Origin of the sequence: Ruegeria jejuensis, assembly GCF_041537905.1 — a bacterium.
Taxonomy (GTDB): Bacteria; Pseudomonadota; Alphaproteobacteria; order Rhodobacterales; family Rhodobacteraceae; genus Ruegeria_C.
The window spans coordinates 64,910-83,828 of the sequence record NZ_JBGRUO010000023.1; the positions used below are offsets into that span (position 1 = coordinate 64,910).

Sequence of the window (18,919 nt, forward strand, 5' to 3'; positions counted from 1 at the left end):
CCAGCACGGCGTCTCTGTTTCCCATCACCTGGCCAGGGGATGTCCATTCCATCAAAGCCCAAAGAAGCAAACCCCAGGTTAAAAAACAGTTGTTCGTGAAAACACAGGCAATTTAGGCTAATCATGAACAAGGGTTACGTAATTTGGGGGGAATGAGTGCGTTTTCGGCCGATCACGACTAAGAACAGGAGCCTGCGCCAGTTAGTAATGTTGTGCCTGCTGGCACCGCTAGCGGGTTGCTACGAGAAAAAGTCGGAAGCACCAGCAGCCACAGCGCCGAAGGTTGTCGTTGAAAAGGCAACGGCAGAAGACGTACCGCTCTATCTCGAACTGACGGGACGTACCGAAGCGCCCAACACCGTTTTCATTCGATCGCGTGTCGACGGTCATGTTGAGGCCCGGCCCTTCCAAGAAGGCTCCGACATTGCCAAAGGCGACACCCTATTCGTTATCGACCAGCGCCCCTACACCACTGAGCTCAAACGCCTCGAAGGCGCGCGAGACAAGAACCAGGCCAGCCTGGATTTCGCAAACAGGGAGAAGGAGCGGTTTACTGCTTTGGCAAGTGACGGAACAGTCGCGCAGGAGCAATTGGACCAAAAGACCACCACCGCAGCCGAAACACAGGGCGATCTCGACAGCAGCCAGGGGGCGGTTGAGTCAGCGCAGGTCAACGTTGACTACGCCACCGTATCGGCTCCGATCAGTGGACGTATCGGGCGGGTTTTTCAGGATGTCGGCAATATCGTATCAGCCAATGACACGGTATTGGCCGAGCTTGTCCAAATGGAGCCGCTCTATGTCTATGTAAGCCCCAGTGAAACGCAATTTTTGGAGTTGGAAAAATACAGGTCGGCCAATCCTGATCTGAAGGTGGAGATCACCCTGATTGACGGCAGCGTGCATCCACATTCAGGCGCGCTCGACTTCTCCGATCCTGGTGTTGATCCCACGACGGGCACTATTGCTGTGCGGGCGGTTTTCCCCAATCCACAAAAGACGTTACGCCCCGGTCAATATGCGACTGTGAACATCCAGCTTGCCGAACAGTCAGGGCAGGTAACCGTACCCTCAGAAGCGATTGCGCAGGATCAGGCCGGGTTCTTTGTGTTTGTTGTCGGCAAAGATGACAAGGCAGACATGCGCCGCGTAACTGTTGGCCGCACCTATGAAGGTCGGCGCATCGTCATGACCGGATTAAAAGAAGGTGAAACGGTCATCGTGAAAGGACAGCAACGGGTCCGATCAGGCATGGCCGTGCAAATCAAAAAGCCATCCGACGGCTTGGATGGCAATAAGGCTGATGGCTAAATGCTGAGCCGGTTCTTCATCTTCAGACCCGTCTTTGCCTCGGTGATTGCCCTGGTCATTGTAATCGCAGGGTTGATTTCCATACCCCTGCTTCCCGTTGGAGAATTTCCGGAGGTTGTGCCGCCGACGGTGGTCGTCAGCGCCACTTATACCGGTGGCAGCGCCGAAGTGGTCGAAGAAACGGTAACCATTCCCCTGGAAGAGCAGATAAACGGCGTTCAGGGCATGGTTTACATGTCATCGACCAGTTCCAACGATGGAACATCGAATATCACCGTGACCTTCGAGGAAGGCTATGACCTCAGCATTGCCGCAGTGGACACACAAAACAGAGTCTCCACGGCGATGGCGCAGCTTCCGGATGAGGTTGTTGCCTCTGGCGTGACGGTTACAAAAGAGTCGGTTGACCTGACCATGGGGGTCAACCTGATTTCACCAACCGGACAGTTCGACGAGTTGTTCATCTCAAACTATGCGGACATCCACATAACCGACCGGCTCAAGCGTATCCCGGGTGTCGGTACGGTGATGGTTTGGGGCGAGCGGGTGTACGCGATGCGTATCTGGCTTGATCCCGAAAAGATGGCAAGCCTCGGCTTGACCGCTTCTGACGTCTACGACGCGATTACCCAGCAAAACCAGCAGGTCGCTGCCGGTTCTCTGGGCGCGCCCCCTACGGGCGACAATCAAAAATTCCAACTGACACTGACCGCAAAGGGACGGCTCGATAGCAAGGAAGAGTTTGAGGATATCATCCTGGGTGTAGGCGACGACAGCGCTGTCATTCGGCTGAAGGACGTGGCGCGCGTGGAACTGGGCGCCGAAGATTACTCGTTCACTTCCACGCTGGACAGTGGCCCAACAGTTGGCCTTGGTATCATGCAGCTTCCCGGGGCGAACGCCCTGCAACTGGCATCGCAGGTTCGCGAAACCATGGCCGAGCTGTCCCAGGATTTCCCTGAAGGTCTTGAGTACACGGTCATCTACGACACGACCAATTTCGATCGTGAGGCAATCCGGGACGTTCTTTTCACGCTTGGGCAGGCAATCCTGCTTGTCGTTTTTGTCATCGTCATCTTTCTTCCCAACCTCAGGGCGGCGCTTGTTCCGGTGATTACAATTCCGGTCTGCCTGATCGGCACCTTCGCCCTGATGCTGGCCCTTGGTTTTTCCATCAATCTGCTGACACTGTTCGGTCTGGTGCTGGCAGTCGGGCTGGTCGTCGATGATGCAATCGTTGTGGTCGAGAACGTCTCGCGCCATATCGAGAACGGCGAAACAGACGCAAAGAAGGCCGCAAGTCGGGCCATGGATGAGGTCACCAGCCCGATTGTGGCCACCTCACTGGTGCTTATGGCCGTGTTCATACCTGTTGCCTTGATGCCGGGCCTGACAGGAAAGCTATACCAGCAATTCGCCCTGACCATCGCGTCGGCGGTTGCCATTTCGGCGATCAACGCCCTGACGCTTAGCCCAGCCCTGTGTGGATTGCTGCTGGGCGGTGCCCGACCCAAAGCCAAGATCATTCAACGCTTCGATGCCGGGTTCGCTTGGTTTACGCTCCGCTATGAGGCAGTGGTTGGCTGGTTCATCCAGGTATGGCAACCGGTGGCATTGGCGTTCGCTGCTCTTTTGGCAGGAACTGTCTACATGTTTACTGTGGTGCCCGCTGGATTTATCCCAAACGAAGACCAGGGCTATTTCATCATCAGCCTTGAGACGCCAGAAGGTACGGCGCTGGGACAGACCCAGAAGGTCGTCGACGAGGCTTACGAAATCCTGCATGATCTGCCCGGAGTCAAAGGCGTCATCACTTTCGCAGGCTTCAGTTTTCTCACAAACACTACTGCCTCCAACCAGGGCAACCTGTTCGCCGTTCTCGAGTCCTGGGACAAGCGGAAAGGCTCGGGTGAAAGCGTAACCGAGCTCATGGCGCAGGCGCAGGCGCAGTTCGACGAACTCCCGGGTGGGGTGCTTACCACATTCAATCCGCCGCCTATCTTCGGCCTGTCTCCAACCGGCGGGTTCCAATTCGAATTGCAGGACACCACCGGCGGCTCACTGCAGGATCTGGAACAGATAACGCAGGAAATGGTTGCGGCTGGAAATGCCCGGCCCGAACTTTCCGGCCTGTTCAGTCCGTTTTCTGCCAGCACGCCACAGCTCCATCTCGAACTGGACCGGGCCAAAGCGCTGACAGAAGGCATTTCGGTCGATGACGTATTCGATGCGCTGCAAACTTTTTTGGGGGGCATCTACGTCAACGATTTCAACATCTACGGCAGAGTCTACAAAGTTTATTTGCAGGCCGACGTAAATGCCCGACAGGCCGAAGAGGATATCGGTCGGCTTTATGTACGCAATGACCAGGGCGGCATGGTGCCACTGAGCGCGTTGGTGACGGTACAGCCGCAGATCGGGGCTCGTACCATCAACCACTACAACCTGTTCCGCTCGACCAGCATAAACGGCGCCGCTGGGGAGGGGCACAGTTCCAGCCAGGCCATTGCTGCAATGACCAGCCTTGCGAAACAGACGCTACCGCAGGGCTATAGCTTCGAATGGACAGGCAATGCCTATCAGGAACTCAAGGCCGGGAATGTCGCTCCGATCCTGTTCGGGCTGGCGGTTGTCTTTGCCTTCCTGTTTCTGGCCGCACAATATGAAAGCTTCGTCATGCCCCTGATGGTTTTGCTGGCGGTCCCGCTTGCGATCTTCGGCGCGCTCGTGGCGCAGTGGTTACGCGGCTATGACAATAACCTCTACTGCCAGATCGGGCTGGTCATGCTTATTGGTCTGGCAAGCAAAGGGGCCATCCTGATCATCGAGTTTGCCCGGCGTCGCCGCCAAGAGGGGCTGTCGGTCGAGGAATCGGCAATGGAAGCAGCGCGCATCCGTATCAGGCCGCTGCTGATGACCGCGTTTGCTTTCATCCTCGGCGTTCTGCCGCTGGTCATTGCCAGTGGCGCTGGCTCTGCTGCCCGACGGTCCCTTGGAACCGCCGTCTTCGGGGGCATGATAGTTGCAACTGTATTGAGCCTTGTGTTGGTGCCGGTTCTGTACGTCGTTATTGAACGGGTGCGGGAGCGTGCGTCAGGCAAGCGAGCAATCTCCGAATGAGACCGTGTTGTAAACGTTGCGATTACCGGACCCGCTCCCTCAGGTGCTTCAAGGTGACGTTACCACGCTATCGTTCCTCCAAAGTGGATCTGGAGGTGTAGACAGGTTCAGGACGCGCCAATTGTTCGTCGTTCAGTCAGAAAAGACCAGACATGTTCACCGCTCATTTTGTGCTGTCTTGGATCATGCAGTTCGTCGGAAGTCCGTGAAATCCGACGCTAAAGTCCCGAGCCTTTAACCTGATCCATACCCAGCCTCACAGAAGTAGTTCGCCCTGAACAAGGCTTTCAGGCTGGCGTCATGGATGTTTGAACGGGCTGGTTGGCCACCATTTCGGCATGGTTGATCTGGCGGAGCAGGATGTGCTGCCAGAACAAGCGGCGCAAGAGGTCCCTGAGGTAGCTCAGGATCATGCCAATGTTGTGTCCGCAGCCGCAGAGCACGGCAAAGATCGCGTCGCCTTCGGTTCCCTTGAGCGGGCATCTGGTCAGGCGGCCATCGGTTTTCATGTGCCCAATCATGGGCTCGATTGCACTGCGCCTTGGCAGGAGTTTCGCGATGGTTCGGGTGACGCCGCGCCGGGCGCCGGTCATGAAGACCTTTACATGCTCCATGCCGTGGCCGCGGTACCCGCGGTCGACGAAGGCAAGTTCCGGTCTCTGATCGGTCAGTATCTCGACCTGCCCCAGCGCCTCGTGCAATGTGTGACCGTCATGGGGATTGCCCGGCAGGGCCCGCATCCCGACCACGAAGCCGCCCCGGTTGGTGGTGGTGGCGCTGACCTTGGTGCCGAACTCGTAACGCTTGCGCGCCTTGCCCTTCGAGATGCAGTCCACCGCAGGTTCATGCAGGCTGTAGAGCTTCTTTTTGTCCTTCGGCTTTTGCGCCAGCAGCCGGTTCACAAGTGCGATCAACTCCAGCAGGCGCTGTCGCAATGGACCCTCCGCAACCTTGTCCAATTGCCGTTCGATGTCGCGCAGCACCCGGCCCGTGTAGCCCTTGAGCCGGCGCAACGCCTTGCGCATCCGTTTGAATTGACGGGCATGGGCGTAGCGTCCGACCTGTCTGGCCAGCCGGGGTCCGAGACGGTTGTAATTTTGGCGCAGGCCGATCCCGGCCGCGCGCGCGCCAGCCCGACCATCTTGCGCCGGGCCGTCTCATACAGGCGAGCGTCGGTCGGGTGCGCGATGGTCTTTTCCATCACCGTGGTGTCAACCGTGACCCGCTTGAGGTCGTTGCCCTTCACCGTCCCGGCGCGTTTGCCGGCCTCGATCGTCTCGGTCAACATCCACTCGACACCTTCCTCGCCGATCCGCTTGCGCCAGCGTGTCAGCGATGAGGGATCCAGCGGCAGACGATGTTGAAAGAACACCTCTCCGCAGAAATGCTGCCAATAAGGGTTTTCGGCCCATCGCGCCACAACCGCCTCGTCCGAGAGCGCATAAGCATGTTGAAGGTAAAGCAGGCCCGCAACCAGGCGCGTCGATATCGCCGGTCGGCCGGTGTGGGAGGGAAACAATCCAGCGCATTCCCGCTCGAACACCTCCCAATCGATCAAGGCGGCCAGTTTCACCAACTCGTGGCGCAGGTCGATCATCTCAACGAGACGCGAGCGCCAGAGATCGTCTTGTTCCGGAGGCGGCTTTTGTGGCTTCATTTCACGGCTCTAAATTGCAGGATTTCTGCCATCACAATACAAAACCTTGCACTTCCAGCTCAACAAACTTGCGATAATACCAAACAAAATCAGCAAGATAAAACTTGTTCAGCGCGAACTAAGTAGTTCCAACATTCCTGTGGCGTGAACAGATTACAGATTTCGGCGAGTGCATCGAACATCTGATCGAATGTCCTGGCCCCGATCCTTCGCAAATGCGCCTTCAGCTTCGAGAAGGCCGTTTCGATCGGGTTTAGAGCAACATGCCTTTACGGCCGAAGATCCAGACACGGTTTTCATTTTCGAAGAGAAAGCCGTTCATCTTTTCGCCGCCGGGGTTGGGGAGCTCCTTCAGCGTCTCGCCATTCCAGAAAAAAATCTCGCCATTGTCTCTGTCTGCGCCTTGGGTGACGAGATAGATTTCATCTTCTCGGAGGCCGCCAAGATTAGTGAACTGGACAGAAAAACTATCAACATATCTCTACATATGAAAAAACCATCTTCCATACCCTTGTCCAGATGGCCAAGGGTTATCGACTTCCCAGAGCCGCTGCTTTTCTTTTCGATCCTGCACGCTCAAACGATATCTGTCGGTGACTGTTCCCCAAGCCCTAGACTGCTCACGTCTCATAAATTGCCCACCACTGCCACAAGCATAAATGTGCCCGCCAATTTGCTCCACGCCATTGATCTGGCCATGAACTACTGCCCCCCTTAAGACCTGCTTCTGGCACTTGTTCTGTCGCAATTCCTGATGGCAAGAACCTGTTGAATTCCCCATCGAAAGACATAGAGGCATAGCTTGATCGGCCAGTCTCTGGGTCATCGATGATAAGAAGCCTGGCTACCGATTGTTCAAGCTCTTGACAGACCCATTTGTCGCCGATCCGGCCTTCATCGAAACTGATGACAAAACACCAGGGCGTAAAGGGTTCAACCTGTCCAGGCGCTTCTTCGATGAACTCGGGCAAACCCACAAGCGTAACATTTGTGCGGCTACGTGCCACAATCCGCGAAAACTGTACTTTCATTCTGGTCGTCCCATCGTTACCCAATCGTCAAACTCCGCTTGGGTCCAGCCCTCCTTGAGTGCTTTTAGCGTGTCGCCCTTCGGGATTGGGCGTGCCATACGAGTTCTAACGAGTTGAGCGTGTGGCGCTGTGGCAAAATCCGTTTCCATTATCGCACGAATCTCTGGCTCGCACCGCCACTTCGCTTTCATGGCCCCTCTTCATATATCTCTTTTGACCTGAGCCCCGAGTTTCCTCCATCTGTCTGAGAGTCCTTGGGGTTTGGTTGATGTCCTTACGCGGCCAGTTTGTCCATGTTTGTTTTCTCAGCAAATTCTCTCGGCGTCAGATTTCCGAGCGCCGAATGTGGTCTGTTGGTATTGTAATCCTCCTGCCATGCTTCCAGCGTTTCACGGGCCTCGGCCAGTGAGCTGAAGAGCGTTTCGTTGAGGCATTCATCGCGTAGCTTGCCGTTGAAGCTTTCGATGAATGCGTTCTGGGTTGGTTTTCCCGGCGCGATGTAATGCCAGTCGATCCCGGTGTCCTGAACCCATCGCAGGATAGCCATGCTGGTGAATTCGGTGCCGTTGTCCGAGACGATAGTGCCGGGCCTGCCCCGATCTGCGATGATCCGATCCAGCTCGCGCGTGACACGCAGGCCGGACAGGGATGTGTCGGCGACCATGCCCGGCGAGGAACGTCGGCTTTCAATCGTCCACCAATGGCATTCTCTATTGTGCGGGGGATCATTGTCTCATAGCTCCCCCATGTGCAGATCAAGGACGATCGGGGTGCTTGATGCGTTCCCAGCCGTTACCGTCAAAGCGAAAAATGTCACGCGAGGCCACGACCCACAGGACATCACCCACCGCTTGCGCAAAAAACGGGCCGCCATCGGGTTCGTTGCGGTCCGCGGGAGATTTGGTCAACGGCGGGAGACGTGGTTCGAAATGGCCAAACATTCCGGTATTGGGATCGTATTCCCAGAGCCCCCCTGGCCGTACACTGGCCGGCATGACCAGTTTGCCACGATAGGGTGTGATGTGGTGGAACAGGTTCAGGCGCCGGTTTCCGGGGACCGGATTGAACCCCCGCGCATGGCTGCCGTGAAGCAGCACCCCTTCGCGCCCGCAGATCCAGACCTCATCAGGGCTCTCGATATAGATACCGGTAAGGGCCGCTTCCTCCATCGGGACTTTGAGTTCTTCGAGCGTTCCGCCATTCCAATAGGCCAGAACCGGCTTCGAGCCCGGGCCGACCTCGCCGCAGAGGTAGATCGCGTCTTCAGTGAGGCCCGCTATGTCGTTGAAGAGGATGTTTCGGGAGGCTGGCGGCCTTAGTGAGTCTGCGATACTCCATTCAATCCATTCCTCAGTGCCGAATTCCGGCTCTGAGTTGCCTTTGGCTTCTTCTTCCGCCGTACGCCGCCGCTCCGCTTTCGGATCGAACAGCAACGTCTCTGAAAGCAGCGCCCAGCCATCCCTGCTATAGCGTTTGTAGAATTGCCCACCTGCGCCAACTACATAAAGGTGATCACCAATTTGACGCAACGTATACGTACAACCGATGTTCTTGTTATCTTCTGCCGCTCCAGTGCCCGGAATAATTTCCAGATACTGTGCCGGACGGGCCAAATGTTGCACTTCGCCATCTGCCGACAAGATCGTGTAGTAAGATGGTCGCACGTCGTTTCCGATATCGCGCGCGAACAGGATATCCTGGACGCTCATCCGAAAGTTCTCGTAGAACCATTCACCGCTCGGGTCATGGCCTTGGTGTTCGTATTGATACAGACGCGCGCTCGGCTCGTAGGGCTCGGCGGTGTCAAGTGTAGCACTGACGGACAGGCTGATTTCGGAAGCCGCGACTGCGCGGGTGAAACGGATCATCGGTTCATTCCTGCTATTGTATCTGGTCTATGGCATCGAAGCTGTTGCACCCGATTGCAAGGCCTCAATGGTTTCCGCTGGCAAAGGCGGTCTGTTCTTGGTCCGAAGTAATTGGTCCGGATTGCGGGGGCCGTATTGTTGAGCTAGTGCCCGGACAATTTGAGCCGCACAATCTGGCCGCACTGCGACCATCGCACGCCGCGACTCTCGAACGACATCTGCTAACCGGGCGGTATGGGGTGGATCAGCCCCCAAGCCCAACTCAGCAATAGCCGCATCCGCGAAATGCGCACGATTGTGTTCGGTTTCCTCTGTTGCCGCATTCCCAACCACACAGATCGACATGCCGTCGTCAAGGCTAGGCATGTTTGGAATACGGTTGATACCTTCTTCACCTTCCTTTCGCGTTCCATAGCGAAGGGTGTAGTCGGGCACGATATGATGTGCTTGCATGCCGTATTGACCGCATATCTTGCTCATGCGCCCATAGCGATCGACCTCACATTTCTTGCGGTAGCGTTGTCGCTGCGTGATCCGGGCGCCAGTTCCCGGTGGTGGCACGGGCAACGGGTCTTCCTCGAGCTCGGGCTCAGGTTCGGGTTTCGGCCCGCGCAGTAACTGGTCGAGTTCGCGTTGCTGCCGGTAGCGCTGCATCTCACGATAATAGTCATCGCGGACGAAACCCTGCGGCGTCCCCTGGCGCAACCGTTCCACCGCACGTTCGTGAATCTCAAGCTGACCGGCGTCAAAACTCTCGACGCCGCCAAACATCCGGGCTTCGCGGGCCATATAGCCTTCGGGATCATCGAAGGCGCGCTGGTTCTCGGCCTCGCCCAATTCGTAGCCGGTGAAGAGGAGCGCAAACGGGCCAAGTCCTTTCAACCCCCATTTCCAGGGTATTTTCGGCCCGTTTGAAGGGCTAGATGGCTCAGGTTGTGGCTGCGGCGCGGTTTGTGTCCCAGGAATAGGCGGCACCTCGACAAAGGTTCCCGGCGCGGGTGGGCTAAAGAAGTTGATGGTCCCACCCGAAGCGTCGGCCACCTGATACTCCGCACCATCAATAAACACCTTTTCGGATCGCATGGAGCCCGGTAGAGGGTCATCATCCTCTGGCGCGGCGTAGGTGAGCATGTCGCGCACGAAGATCGCTTCACCTTCGGTGTTGCGGTTGTTCATGTGGAACCGGTCGAGATGCCGGATCACCGGGCTGCCCTCGGCACGGACCTGATCGGCGTGTTCGATGGGCTCGCAGATGCCGCCGCAGGTGCCCGAGGCGACGCCACCGCCGCGGCCGGGTTCGTCGCCATGCACATCCGTGGTGTGTGACCGGAACACCATCGCCTTTTGACCGGTGAAGCGGACCGAGGGAGTGTAGCCTTCGTCATGGCCGCAAAACTCGACCACCGGATAAGGGATCGGTGTCTTGGTGGATTTGCACACATCGGGCGCCAGCGAGACGACCACAGCCGCGTCGCTGTCGCGCAAGCCCTCTCGCGGGGTCGAGGTGGTCCAGGGCGCGGGATAGCCGGGCTCGCCAACATAGTCGTCGCCGGGAAGGCTCATGCGACCTCCTCTTCCGGGACCTCTGATTGCGGGACCAATCTGACCCGTTGCAGTGTCAGTTTTGCCGTTTGCGCCTTGGGCAGGGGGAAGCGCACCCGCCAAGTCAGGGCCACCATCGCATCCGACCGCCAGTCAAACTGTACGCCATCAAGCGCCAGCACATGCCAGTCCGCGATCCCGCTATCCTCGTGCAGAACGGCCAGGTCTATGCCGGGCAATACGCCTTTCGCCTCTGGCACCTCCCAGTGCAAATTCCTGAGACAGTAGGTCTCGTCACCCCGAAGATGCGGAGTTGCGATCTGATCCGGCGGCGCGCATTGCCAGAACCTGCTATCGAAATCTCGAGGCAGAAGTGGATGACGGTTTGCTTTCCACGCCTCGTCATAAGTTCCCGCGTATTGGCTGCGATCTTGCCAGAACGGCGCAAGAGGCCCGAGGCCAGCGGGTTGGCACGGCTCGGTCTCGTCCACCCGCAAAATCTGAGGCGCGCGATACTCCGCAGTGTCAGGCGCGTCGGCATCGGGCCGCCCCAAACCAATCGGGTTGCGGGGATCAATGGTGGTGGCATCCGGTCCTTCGGGGCCGATCAGCGGCCCGCCCGCAGTGAGCCGCCAATCTACCGGGACACTATCCGCCGAATCCACCGAGCCGATCTCCCAGGCCATGCGCCGGGTCACAGAAGTTTGCTTCGCCTCCCACCGGCGAGGGCCCGTAACTTGCAGGGTCTTGTCGATTGGTCCCAGCTTCAAACCGCAACGCCAATTCGTCCGCCCATCATCAGGCCGATAGCTTTCGCCCAGAAACGTGACATCCGTACCGGGTTTTTCGGGAACCAAATCGGTTTGTATGAGCAGCGGTGAGCCATGCGGATCTGCATCATATACATCCTGCCATTGAAACACATTGTCGGACGGCTTCTCAGCCACCGCTGCATCTTGGCGATGTTCAAAAAGTCCGCGCACGGCGACCACGACATCCAGAGCTCCCTCCATGTCGAATTGCCGGAAAGCCAAAGCTGCAAGATGTGTCCGGTTGATAAGGTGCACTGGCGATCAGTTCATATCGATGGGTTTGCCGCGCATCTGGAAGTGATCCGTAGCTACGAAGTTGAACGTCTTACCCAGTATTAGAACCTCTCCATTGGATTTCATGATGAACTTGCTGTCGCCGCATTCGATGACAAATTCCTCTCCAACGGCGATTTTCTTATATTTTCCAACACTTTCCAGAGAGGTGGAGCCGACATTTGTCACCTTGCTGGTACCGATCTGTTCAGCACGGGCAATACCGATCGTGTCGGATTTGAAACTGCCAACAATGGTGTTCATCACACCCGGCATGGGAAAAAGCCCGGCGGCCGCGTTCCCCACGCCGCTGCCGGCATCACCCAGGGCGCGCCCGGCATCCGGGCGGTTGCTGTCCCCGCCCACCAAACCGGATCGGCTGGCCAGCCCGCCCGCACCCAGGAAACCAAGCGCTGACGAGGCCAGCGTTCCGGCGAAGGCTGAAAGCGCCGGCCCACCGCCACCGGCCACATCGCCCGCCTGTTTAAGGAGCCCGGCTGTGTGCCCGGCCATACCGCTAACCGCCGACATCAGGGCAAAAGCCGAGGTCCCCGTTCCGCCAACCACGGTGTTCATCGATCTGCCGATTTCGTGTTTCTGGTTGCCGCCGACCTCAACCGCACGATTGGCACCGATCGCCGCCACCTCGTGCCGGTCCACTCGCTTGGTCCGGTCGTTCAGCACCCGGGTCGTCTGATCCCTCTGGGCATGAAAGAACATGTTCTCGATGCCGTTCTGGTCCTCAAAGGTGATCTCGTTGAACCCGTCTCCCTTGTGGGTGTTGGAACGCATGATCGATTTTGTCTTATGCTCTGGCAGCTCATAGGGCACCTTCTGGCGTTGGTTTGGCACGACGCCGGTCACGACCGGTCTGTCAGGATCGCCATCGAGATAGGTGACCATCACCTCCATCCCGATGCGCGGGATCACCTGGCCACCCCAGCCTGCGCCGGCCCAACTCTGCATGACCCGCACCCAAGCCGTATCGCCGCCATCCTTTTTCGCGCGCCGGTCCCACGGAAACCAAAGCTTGATTCGGCCATATTCGTCGGGGTGGATTTCCTCGCCCGGGGGGCCAGCCACCACCGCCACCTGGGTGCCATCAATGCGTGGGCGCGGGGTGGCACGATGCGGGGTTGCGGGCACATCCGCGGGCAGCGCAAGAAAGCGGTTCTGATAATCGGGCTGACCGCCGCCGGTCTCATAGCTGGCATCGGTGGCCTCATGCTCAATGGCCAGCACAACATGCTCGTCAAAGACATTCTCGGGATTGGCCACGTCATAGGGTGTGAACTTGGCCCCTGCCCTCAGAGTACGAGTGTTTGACGCGCCATCGACCCGCCGATGATCGGCCTCGCTCGCCTGCATGCGCAGTTTCATCTGCCGCTCCATCGCGGCGTTGTCGATCGCGTCCGAGGCCCGGCCCGTACCGTAGCCCCCGACCGTCTGGAATTCATACAGCTCGTAGCTGCCATTCTTTGGCAGGTTCACGAGACTGGGCGAACCACCCTCGGGCACCATGCCGGGGGTCTGGAAATTCCAGTCCCGCGCCGTGCGCAAACCCGGCGTGTAGCTGAACGAGGTTTCGAACCTGTTGATGTGATTCCGGTCGGTCGAGCCATGGGCAAAACGCACCCTTTCGCCGCCTGTGTATCCGGCCACATGGGAGGCGATATGCAGAACATGCTCACCTGTCTTGTGCTCGAACCAGTAGAAAACCCCATCCTCTTCCAGCCGCCGTGTCAGATAGGCCAGATCGGTCTCATTGTACTGAACCGAGTAGTGCTGCGGCTCAGGGGGGGCCACGATACCGCTGGTCACCGGCGCGGGCAGGCCATGTTCCGAGAGCAGCATCTCGCAGACCTCGACGCTGCTCTTGTCCAGCCAGCTGCGGCAATCCGAGCGCTGGCTCAGCAGCCACATCTGCGGCCGCAAAGTCAACCGATAGGACTGCAACCCTCGCGTCACCTTGGGTCCCATGGTCATATTGGTGACAAGGCTGTTCCAGACCCGCCGCGTGCCATTGCCAAGTTCCAGGCTGACATCGGCCAGCTTGCCAACGATCTGGTCCGGCGCGAGGTCATCCCGCTTGGAGCGCAGTTGCAGCGTGCCCTCGAACAGTGCGCTCACGCCTTCGTTCAGCACAAGGCGTTCGGCCAGCAACTCATCCGCGCCCAGCAGCCCGTCGATGCGCAGTATACGTTCCGCCTGAACAAAATCGGATGACGCGTTCATGTGTTACACCTTGCAGTTTAGACCTGTCACGCAACGGGTTGCCCCGCCGTCAAAGAACGGCACCACCCCGGTTTCAGTGGTCCGACATCGTGATCCAGATCAGATGGTCTTCGGTTGTCCAGCCCTTGCCGTAATAGGGTCGGATCTGCGGCCCTTCGAGACGGGCGCGCCATTGCGCGGCAACTTCAGCAGCGGTACAGCCCGCGCCAACAATAGCAGCGCCAGTAAAAATCGGCTTATCCGCGTTCCCCGATAGCTCAGGCGCGCGCTTGTAGAAATGCGCGACCATGACGCCGCCATCGGTTGTCATCATCTGTTCGATCTGTGGGGCCAACACCTCCATCTCTTGTGAGATCTTGTGCTGGTTGATCGCCCAAGCCAGAGCGCCAACACCCCAATGAGCCACCTCTGCGAGGCTTCCGGTTTTCTTCTGATACGATCTGTGCCGTGTTCCCTGACCTCGGGGCACGGTCATGTAACGATATTTCGGGCGATCCTGGACGAGGGCCATATCTGCGTCTCCGCATTGCGATGAGATCGGGCGTGTTGTCTGAACCGGGCGGCTGTGTGCACCGGAATATCCGGACCGCGCGCGGGCGCGATCCGGCATAAGTCATCGCTGATTCAGGCCGCGCGTGTCGTCGAAAGGTCGTAAGACGCGATCATGGGCGACATCGGTTTATGCTGATCGTCATGCGGGATGTACTTCACTTCCATCTTGGTGAAGTTCAGCTTGACGGTTTCGACCGGTCGATCACCCGTGCTGTCGACCGAATAGTTCGAGACCAGCGTGTTGGTCAGCTTGTACTCGATATAAGTGTCACCCGGATTACCGGTGGTCACCAGATGGATCACGGTGGTCTTGCCGGTGCGGCCAGTGCAGGCCTCGGCGAACAGTTTGGTCGATGAGCTGTCGCTGACCTTGGTCAGGACAACTTCACTCACTGTCGGTTCCGACGCTTCGCGGTTTGCGGTCGAACCCGCAGCGGTATTCATGTTCCGCGCGACATTCCAGTGGATCGACTCAATGTCCATCCAGCTCTTATGAGTCTCATGGGTTGCGTCGCCAGGGATTCCGTCCAGTTGCAGGTAAATAGGCATTCAAAACTCCGATAGTTTTCTAGCACCAGTTAGATGGTCGATCTTCGTAACATCAAAGGGGGCGGTACGTATGAATTTGCGGCGCGTCCCTTCAACTCACACTGCGTCGATTGGGTGTGGAGGCGGAGATCACGAAACCTCCATCCGCATCCGTATCGACGACCACTGAGCGCGGGGTCTTCCCCCGCGCCAGCGATTCCAGAAAATAGTCTGCCAGTTTCGGCATGAGATCTCGGGCGATCAGCGCCTCGATAGCGCGGGCACCCGCATCTCCTGTCTCGGCCCGGTCGATCAGAACCTGCCGGGCGCTCGGGGTCGGTTTCAGCGCCGCACCGTAGCTTTCATCCAGCCGGTCAGCGACCCGGGCCAGTTGCAGATCGACGATGCCCGCCAGCACCGCGCGGTCGAGCGGCAGATAGGGCAGCAGCGACAGACGCCCGAGAAAGGCTGGTTTGAAAACATCCGCCAGCTCGGGCCGCAGCATGTCGGCCAATGCGTCACCTTCGGGCATTGCGTCGGGGTCCTCAGCCAGATCGGCCAGCGTCGCGGTGCCGGTATTGGCAGTCATGATGATCGTAGTGTTGCGGAAATCGACGTCGCGGCCTTCGCCATCGCGCAAGGTGCCCTTGTCGAACACCTGATAGAATATCTCCTGCACACCGGGGTGCGCCTTGTCCATCTCATCCAGCAGCAGCACGCTATAGGGTCTGCGCCGCACCGCCTCGGTCAGCACGCCCCCTTCGCCGTAGCCGACATAGCCCGGCGGCGAACCCATCAGCAGCGAGACTTTATGCTCTTCCTTGAACTCGGACATGTTTATCACGGTCAGAGCCTGCGGCCCGCCGTAAAGCTCGTCGGCCAGTGCCAAAGCCGTCTCGGTCTTGCCGACACCCGAGGTGCCGACCATCAGGAACACACCCTGCGGACGACGCGGGTCACGCAGATCGGCGCGGGCAACCTTCATTGCGTCCGCCAACGCATCAATGGTGGTATCCTGTCCTAGCACCCGCTGCTTCAAACGGTCGGCCAGCGAGGAAACCGCCGCAATCTCGCTGCGCATGAGCCGCCCGGTTGGAACGCCGGTCCAGCGGCCCACCACCGAAGCGACCGCCTCGGCATCGACCACGCGATGCACGAGCGGGGTTTCGCCCGCCTCTTTCGCCAGAGCGCGTTCGGCCTGGGCCAGACGCTTTCTCGTGTCCTCGCCCTCTTCGGCCTCGACCGCATCCGCCGCAGCGGCAAGATCGCGCTGCCGGGCCAGGCGCTGCTCCAGCGCGCGCGCCTCGGACTGTGCTTGCGCCAGATCGGACTTCAGGGATTTCAGCCGCGCAGGCAAGCCCTTGGTCAACGGCTCCAACGCCAGTGCATCAATCTCGGCCTGCAAGCTCTCAGCCTCGCGCAAACGCTGGTTCAAGGCCTCGGGCGTGGTCTCGCGACTCATGCTGACCGCTGCTGCAGCGGTGTCAATCAGGCTGACCGCCTTGTCCGGCAATTGCCGTTCCGGCAGAAAGCGTTCCGACAGTTCCACCGCCGCGCGCAAAGCGCCGTCGCGGATGATGACATCGTGATGGTCCCGGAATGTCGGAGCAATCGCCCGCATCATGCGGATCGCCGTCTCGGTATCCGGCTCATCCACCTTCACGGTCTGGAACCGCCGCGTCAGCGCCGGGTCCTTTTCGAAGTATTTCTTGTATTCCGCCCAGGTAGTCGCCGCGATCGTACGCAATTCGCCCCGCGCCAGCGCGGGCTTGAGGATGTTCGCCGCATCGCCCTGCCCCGCAGAGCCCCCTGCGCCGATCATCATATGCGCCTCATCAATGAACAGAATAATCGGGCGATCCGACGCCTTGACCTGATCCACCAGACCCTTCAACCGCCGCTCGAATTCGCCTTTGACCCCTGCCCCCGCCTGCAACAGGTTCATGTCCAGTACATAGAGCGTGACGTCACTCAGGCGCGCGGGGATGTCACCTTCGGCTATAGCGAGCGCAAACGCCTCGGCGATGGCGGTTTTCCCAACACCCGCCTCGCCCACGAGGATCGGGTTGTTCTGGCGCCGCCGGATCAGGATATCGATCATCTGGCGCAGCTCGGCGTCGCGCCCAATGATCCGGTCGACCCGCCCCTGCCGCGCCTCTTCGGTCAGGTCGGTGGCGAACTGAGCCAGAAAATCCTCACCCCCTGCGGATGGGGCAGGTTGTCCCACGCGATCTGCATCGGCAGCGGGGGCCGCATGGCGCGCTGCATCCTCAATCACACCTTGGCTGAGTTGCAACATCGCAGGGGCCGTTCCCCGCAACACAGCGCGCAACTCGGTGTCCGTCACCAATGTCAGCAAGAGCGCTTCGGGTGTGACACGCACCACCCCGAGTTGCAGCGAAGTGGTGACCCAGCCCTCACGCGCCAACGTTATCACGGCCTGCGACATTGCGGGCGCGCCGCATCGTCCACGAGGCGCTGCTTCGACCGACGCACGGGCTTGGGCTTCGATCTTCGCGACATCTCCGCCCGATTCCGCAACCAGGGCATTAAAACCATCTATTTTCATGAGAGAAATCAGCCAATGTCCCAATTCGACTGTCTCATGAGAATGGCGCATCGCCAATGCCGCAGCGGATTCCAGTGAAACTGACAGCTCGGATGACAGCTTCGCGATCAAAGCGTGAAGATCGACTGAAGGCATGAGTTAAGCACAACTCGCTTTTCAAAAAGAAACTACTAAACACCCGAGAACAAGATTAACTTGCCCGGCGAGAACAAAACTAGATGACTTGAATTGAAGTCACAATACATAGAGGTTAGATGTCACGAAAATTTCGCGAATAAATAGTATTGACTCATAGAGATATGATAATGAAAGAAAAAAACGCGTCCATGGATCAGAGAAGCCCCGCAGAACCTACTGACGCCACGGAAGAGATCGCAATGGTTGGCGAAAATCCGCGCGTATCTGAAGGGGCACAGGAATTATATCGCCGATTACGTGATTCGCGATCCGCGGCAAGGTTGATTGAGCGCAAATTAGAAATATCTGAGGGTGCATTATTGTCCTTTATGCCTGCACAAAAGGAATGGGCGGAAGTTCGCCAATTGGCAATTGAGATTCTTTCCAATTATGCGAAGGATGTAGAAATTGCTGTCTGGTTGATTGAGTCGGAGACCCGTCTGGACGGGTTCGAAGGGCTCGCAAGGTCTATTCGATTGATGGATGATATGGTGGCTGCTTTTGGAACTACATTGCATCCTCGTCCCGAGGACCCGGACGACGATACCTTCGCCGCTCTAGCAGGGTTGAACGGGTCCGGGCGACCCGGCGCGCTTTTGCAACCTTTGCGATTGCTGCCTCTGATTCCCGGTGGCAGTTATGGCGAGGCGACGCTGTGGGACGTTCAGAACGGCAACGGCGAAGAAGAGGTCCGCGATGCGATGCGGCGCGTCGGTAGTGCTGCGATGCAAGGGCATCTGGACCAGATTGAGCGCGCCGCGCTTGCGATCCGCGATCTGGACACACGGTTGAGCGCGTTGCGCGGCGCCGACGCTCCGACTTTCACACAGATCAACGACATTCTCGACGACGCCGCGCGCACGGTGCGTAGGCTGGCTGTTCTGGAGGAGACCGTGACGATCGCGCCGGAAAAGACCGCAGCACAGGATACCAAGGCCACCCCTCGCACAGGCGCGATCGCCACGCGGGAAGACGCGTTCAACCGCCTGCTCGAGGTTGCGGTCTATTTTCGCGAGGCCGAGCCCCATTCCCCGATCGCGGATGCGCTGGAAACGCTCGTGCGGCGCGGTCGAATGGATTTCGTCAGCCTCTTGAAGGAATTGATCCCCGACGACCATGCCCGGCAGGCGGTGCTGACCACCGCCGGCATCAAGACTCAGGACCCAGGAGAAGAGGCACATTAACGGGCCGCCGCCCGGCATGTCCGCAAGGTGGCGATACAGGATGCAGACAGGGCGGTGGAC

At 58.6% G+C, this 18,919-nt stretch carries 11 protein-coding genes and 3 pseudogenes; 3 read left to right on the forward strand and 11 right to left on the reverse strand.

Features of this window, described 5'->3' with window-relative positions; all coding sequences use genetic code 11:
• Window positions 1-156: 156 nt before the first annotated feature.
• Window positions 157-1,311, forward strand: a complete 1,155-nt coding sequence (locus tag AB1E34_RS21290) for an efflux RND transporter periplasmic adaptor subunit (RefSeq protein ID WP_372574328.1) — start codon at window positions 157-159, stop codon at window positions 1,309-1,311.
• Window positions 1,312-4,431: an efflux RND transporter permease subunit gene (locus AB1E34_RS21295; protein WP_372574329.1), complete on the forward strand. Its 3,120-nt coding sequence runs from the start codon at window positions 1,312-1,314 to the stop codon at window positions 4,429-4,431. It abuts the gene before it with no gap.
• A 287-nt stretch (window positions 4,432-4,718) separates the two neighbouring features.
• On the opposite strand, the pseudogene AB1E34_RS21300 reads toward AB1E34_RS21295, so the two are convergent.
• The 11 genes and pseudogenes from AB1E34_RS21300 to tssH form a co-directional block, all read right to left on the reverse strand.
• Window positions 4,719-6,088: pseudogene (locus AB1E34_RS21300) on the reverse strand (IS5 family transposase).
• 89 nt (window positions 6,089-6,177) lie between these two features.
• Window positions 6,178-6,345: pseudogene (locus tag AB1E34_RS21305) on the reverse strand (IS630-like element ISSpo6 family transposase); the annotation flags it as partial.
• Between the two features lie 363 nt (window positions 6,346-6,708).
• Window positions 6,709-7,119 (reverse strand): hypothetical protein, encoded by a 411-nt coding sequence (locus AB1E34_RS21310; protein ID WP_372574330.1) that lies wholly within the window; start codon window positions 7,117-7,119, stop codon window positions 6,709-6,711.
• A 274-nt stretch (window positions 7,120-7,393) separates the two neighbouring features.
• Window positions 7,394-7,783: pseudogene (locus AB1E34_RS21315) on the reverse strand (integrase core domain-containing protein); the annotation flags it as partial.
• Window positions 7,784-7,874: 91 nt separating this feature from the next.
• Entirely contained in the window at window positions 7,875-8,987 is a 1,113-nt protein-coding gene (locus tag AB1E34_RS21320) for a hypothetical protein (protein WP_372574331.1), read from the reverse strand.
• Between the two features lie 27 nt (window positions 8,988-9,014).
• On the reverse strand, window positions 9,015-10,550 hold the full coding sequence (locus AB1E34_RS21325; RefSeq protein WP_372574332.1) for a DUF4150 domain-containing protein: 1,536 nt from the start codon (window positions 10,548-10,550) through the stop codon (window positions 9,015-9,017).
• Window positions 10,547-11,542: a DUF2169 family type VI secretion system accessory protein gene (locus AB1E34_RS21330; RefSeq protein WP_372574333.1), complete on the reverse strand. Its 996-nt coding sequence runs from the start codon at window positions 11,540-11,542 to the stop codon at window positions 10,547-10,549. Before AB1E34_RS21330 ends, AB1E34_RS21325 begins: the two co-directional genes overlap by 4 nt.
• Window positions 11,543-11,602: 60 nt before the next feature.
• Window positions 11,603-13,849 carry a type VI secretion system Vgr family protein gene (locus AB1E34_RS21335; RefSeq protein WP_372574334.1) on the reverse strand — a complete coding sequence of 749 codons (2,247 nt, stop codon included), beginning with the start codon at window positions 13,847-13,849 and terminating at the stop codon, window positions 11,603-11,605.
• A gap of 73 nt (window positions 13,850-13,922) precedes the next feature.
• Window positions 13,923-14,360, reverse strand: coding sequence for a hypothetical protein (locus tag AB1E34_RS21340; RefSeq protein ID WP_372574335.1), 438 nt, complete (start codon window positions 14,358-14,360; stop codon window positions 13,923-13,925).
• Between the two features lie 113 nt (window positions 14,361-14,473).
• Entirely contained in the window at window positions 14,474-14,950 is a 477-nt protein-coding gene (locus AB1E34_RS21345; protein WP_372574336.1) for an Hcp family type VI secretion system effector, read from the reverse strand.
• A gap of 91 nt (window positions 14,951-15,041) precedes the next feature.
• A complete protein-coding gene (tssH, locus tag AB1E34_RS21350; RefSeq protein WP_372574337.1) occupies window positions 15,042-17,633 on the reverse strand; it encodes a type VI secretion system ATPase TssH in 2,592 nt (863 codons plus the stop codon).
• Between the two features lie 170 nt (window positions 17,634-17,803).
• Between tssH and AB1E34_RS21355 the strand changes: the two genes are divergently transcribed.
• Entirely contained in the window at window positions 17,804-18,859 is a 1,056-nt protein-coding gene (locus AB1E34_RS21355; protein WP_372574338.1) for a type VI secretion system protein TssA, read from the forward strand.
• Window positions 18,860-18,919: the final 60 nt, after the last annotated feature.

Excerpts from the sequence above, each read along its gene's own strand:
- AB1E34_RS21295 (WP_372574329.1), top strand. The coding sequence starts at position 1,312 with ATGCTGAGCCGGTTCTTCATCTTCAGACCCGTCTTTGCCTCGGTGATT.
- AB1E34_RS21310 (WP_372574330.1), bottom strand. The coding sequence starts at position 7,119 with ATGAAAGTACAGTTTTCGCGGATTGTGGCACGTAGCCGCACAAATGTT.
- AB1E34_RS21320 (WP_372574331.1), bottom strand. The coding sequence starts at position 8,987 with ATGATCCGTTTCACCCGCGCAGTCGCGGCTTCCGAAATCAGCCTGTCC.
- AB1E34_RS21325 (WP_372574332.1), bottom strand. The coding sequence starts at position 10,550 with ATGAGCCTTCCCGGCGACGACTATGTTGGCGAGCCCGGCTATCCCGCG.
- AB1E34_RS21330 (WP_372574333.1), bottom strand. The coding sequence starts at position 11,542 with ATGGAGGGAGCTCTGGATGTCGTGGTCGCCGTGCGCGGACTTTTTGAA.
- AB1E34_RS21335 (WP_372574334.1), bottom strand. The coding sequence starts at position 13,849 with ATGAACGCGTCATCCGATTTTGTTCAGGCGGAACGTATACTGCGCATC.
- AB1E34_RS21340 (WP_372574335.1), bottom strand. The coding sequence starts at position 14,360 with ATGGCCCTCGTCCAGGATCGCCCGAAATATCGTTACATGACCGTGCCC.
- AB1E34_RS21345 (WP_372574336.1), bottom strand. The coding sequence starts at position 14,950 with ATGCCTATTTACCTGCAACTGGACGGAATCCCTGGCGACGCAACCCAT.
- tssH (WP_372574337.1), bottom strand. The coding sequence starts at position 17,633 with ATGCCTTCAGTCGATCTTCACGCTTTGATCGCGAAGCTGTCATCCGAG.
- AB1E34_RS21355 (WP_372574338.1), top strand. The coding sequence starts at position 17,804 with ATGAAAGAAAAAAACGCGTCCATGGATCAGAGAAGCCCCGCAGAACCT.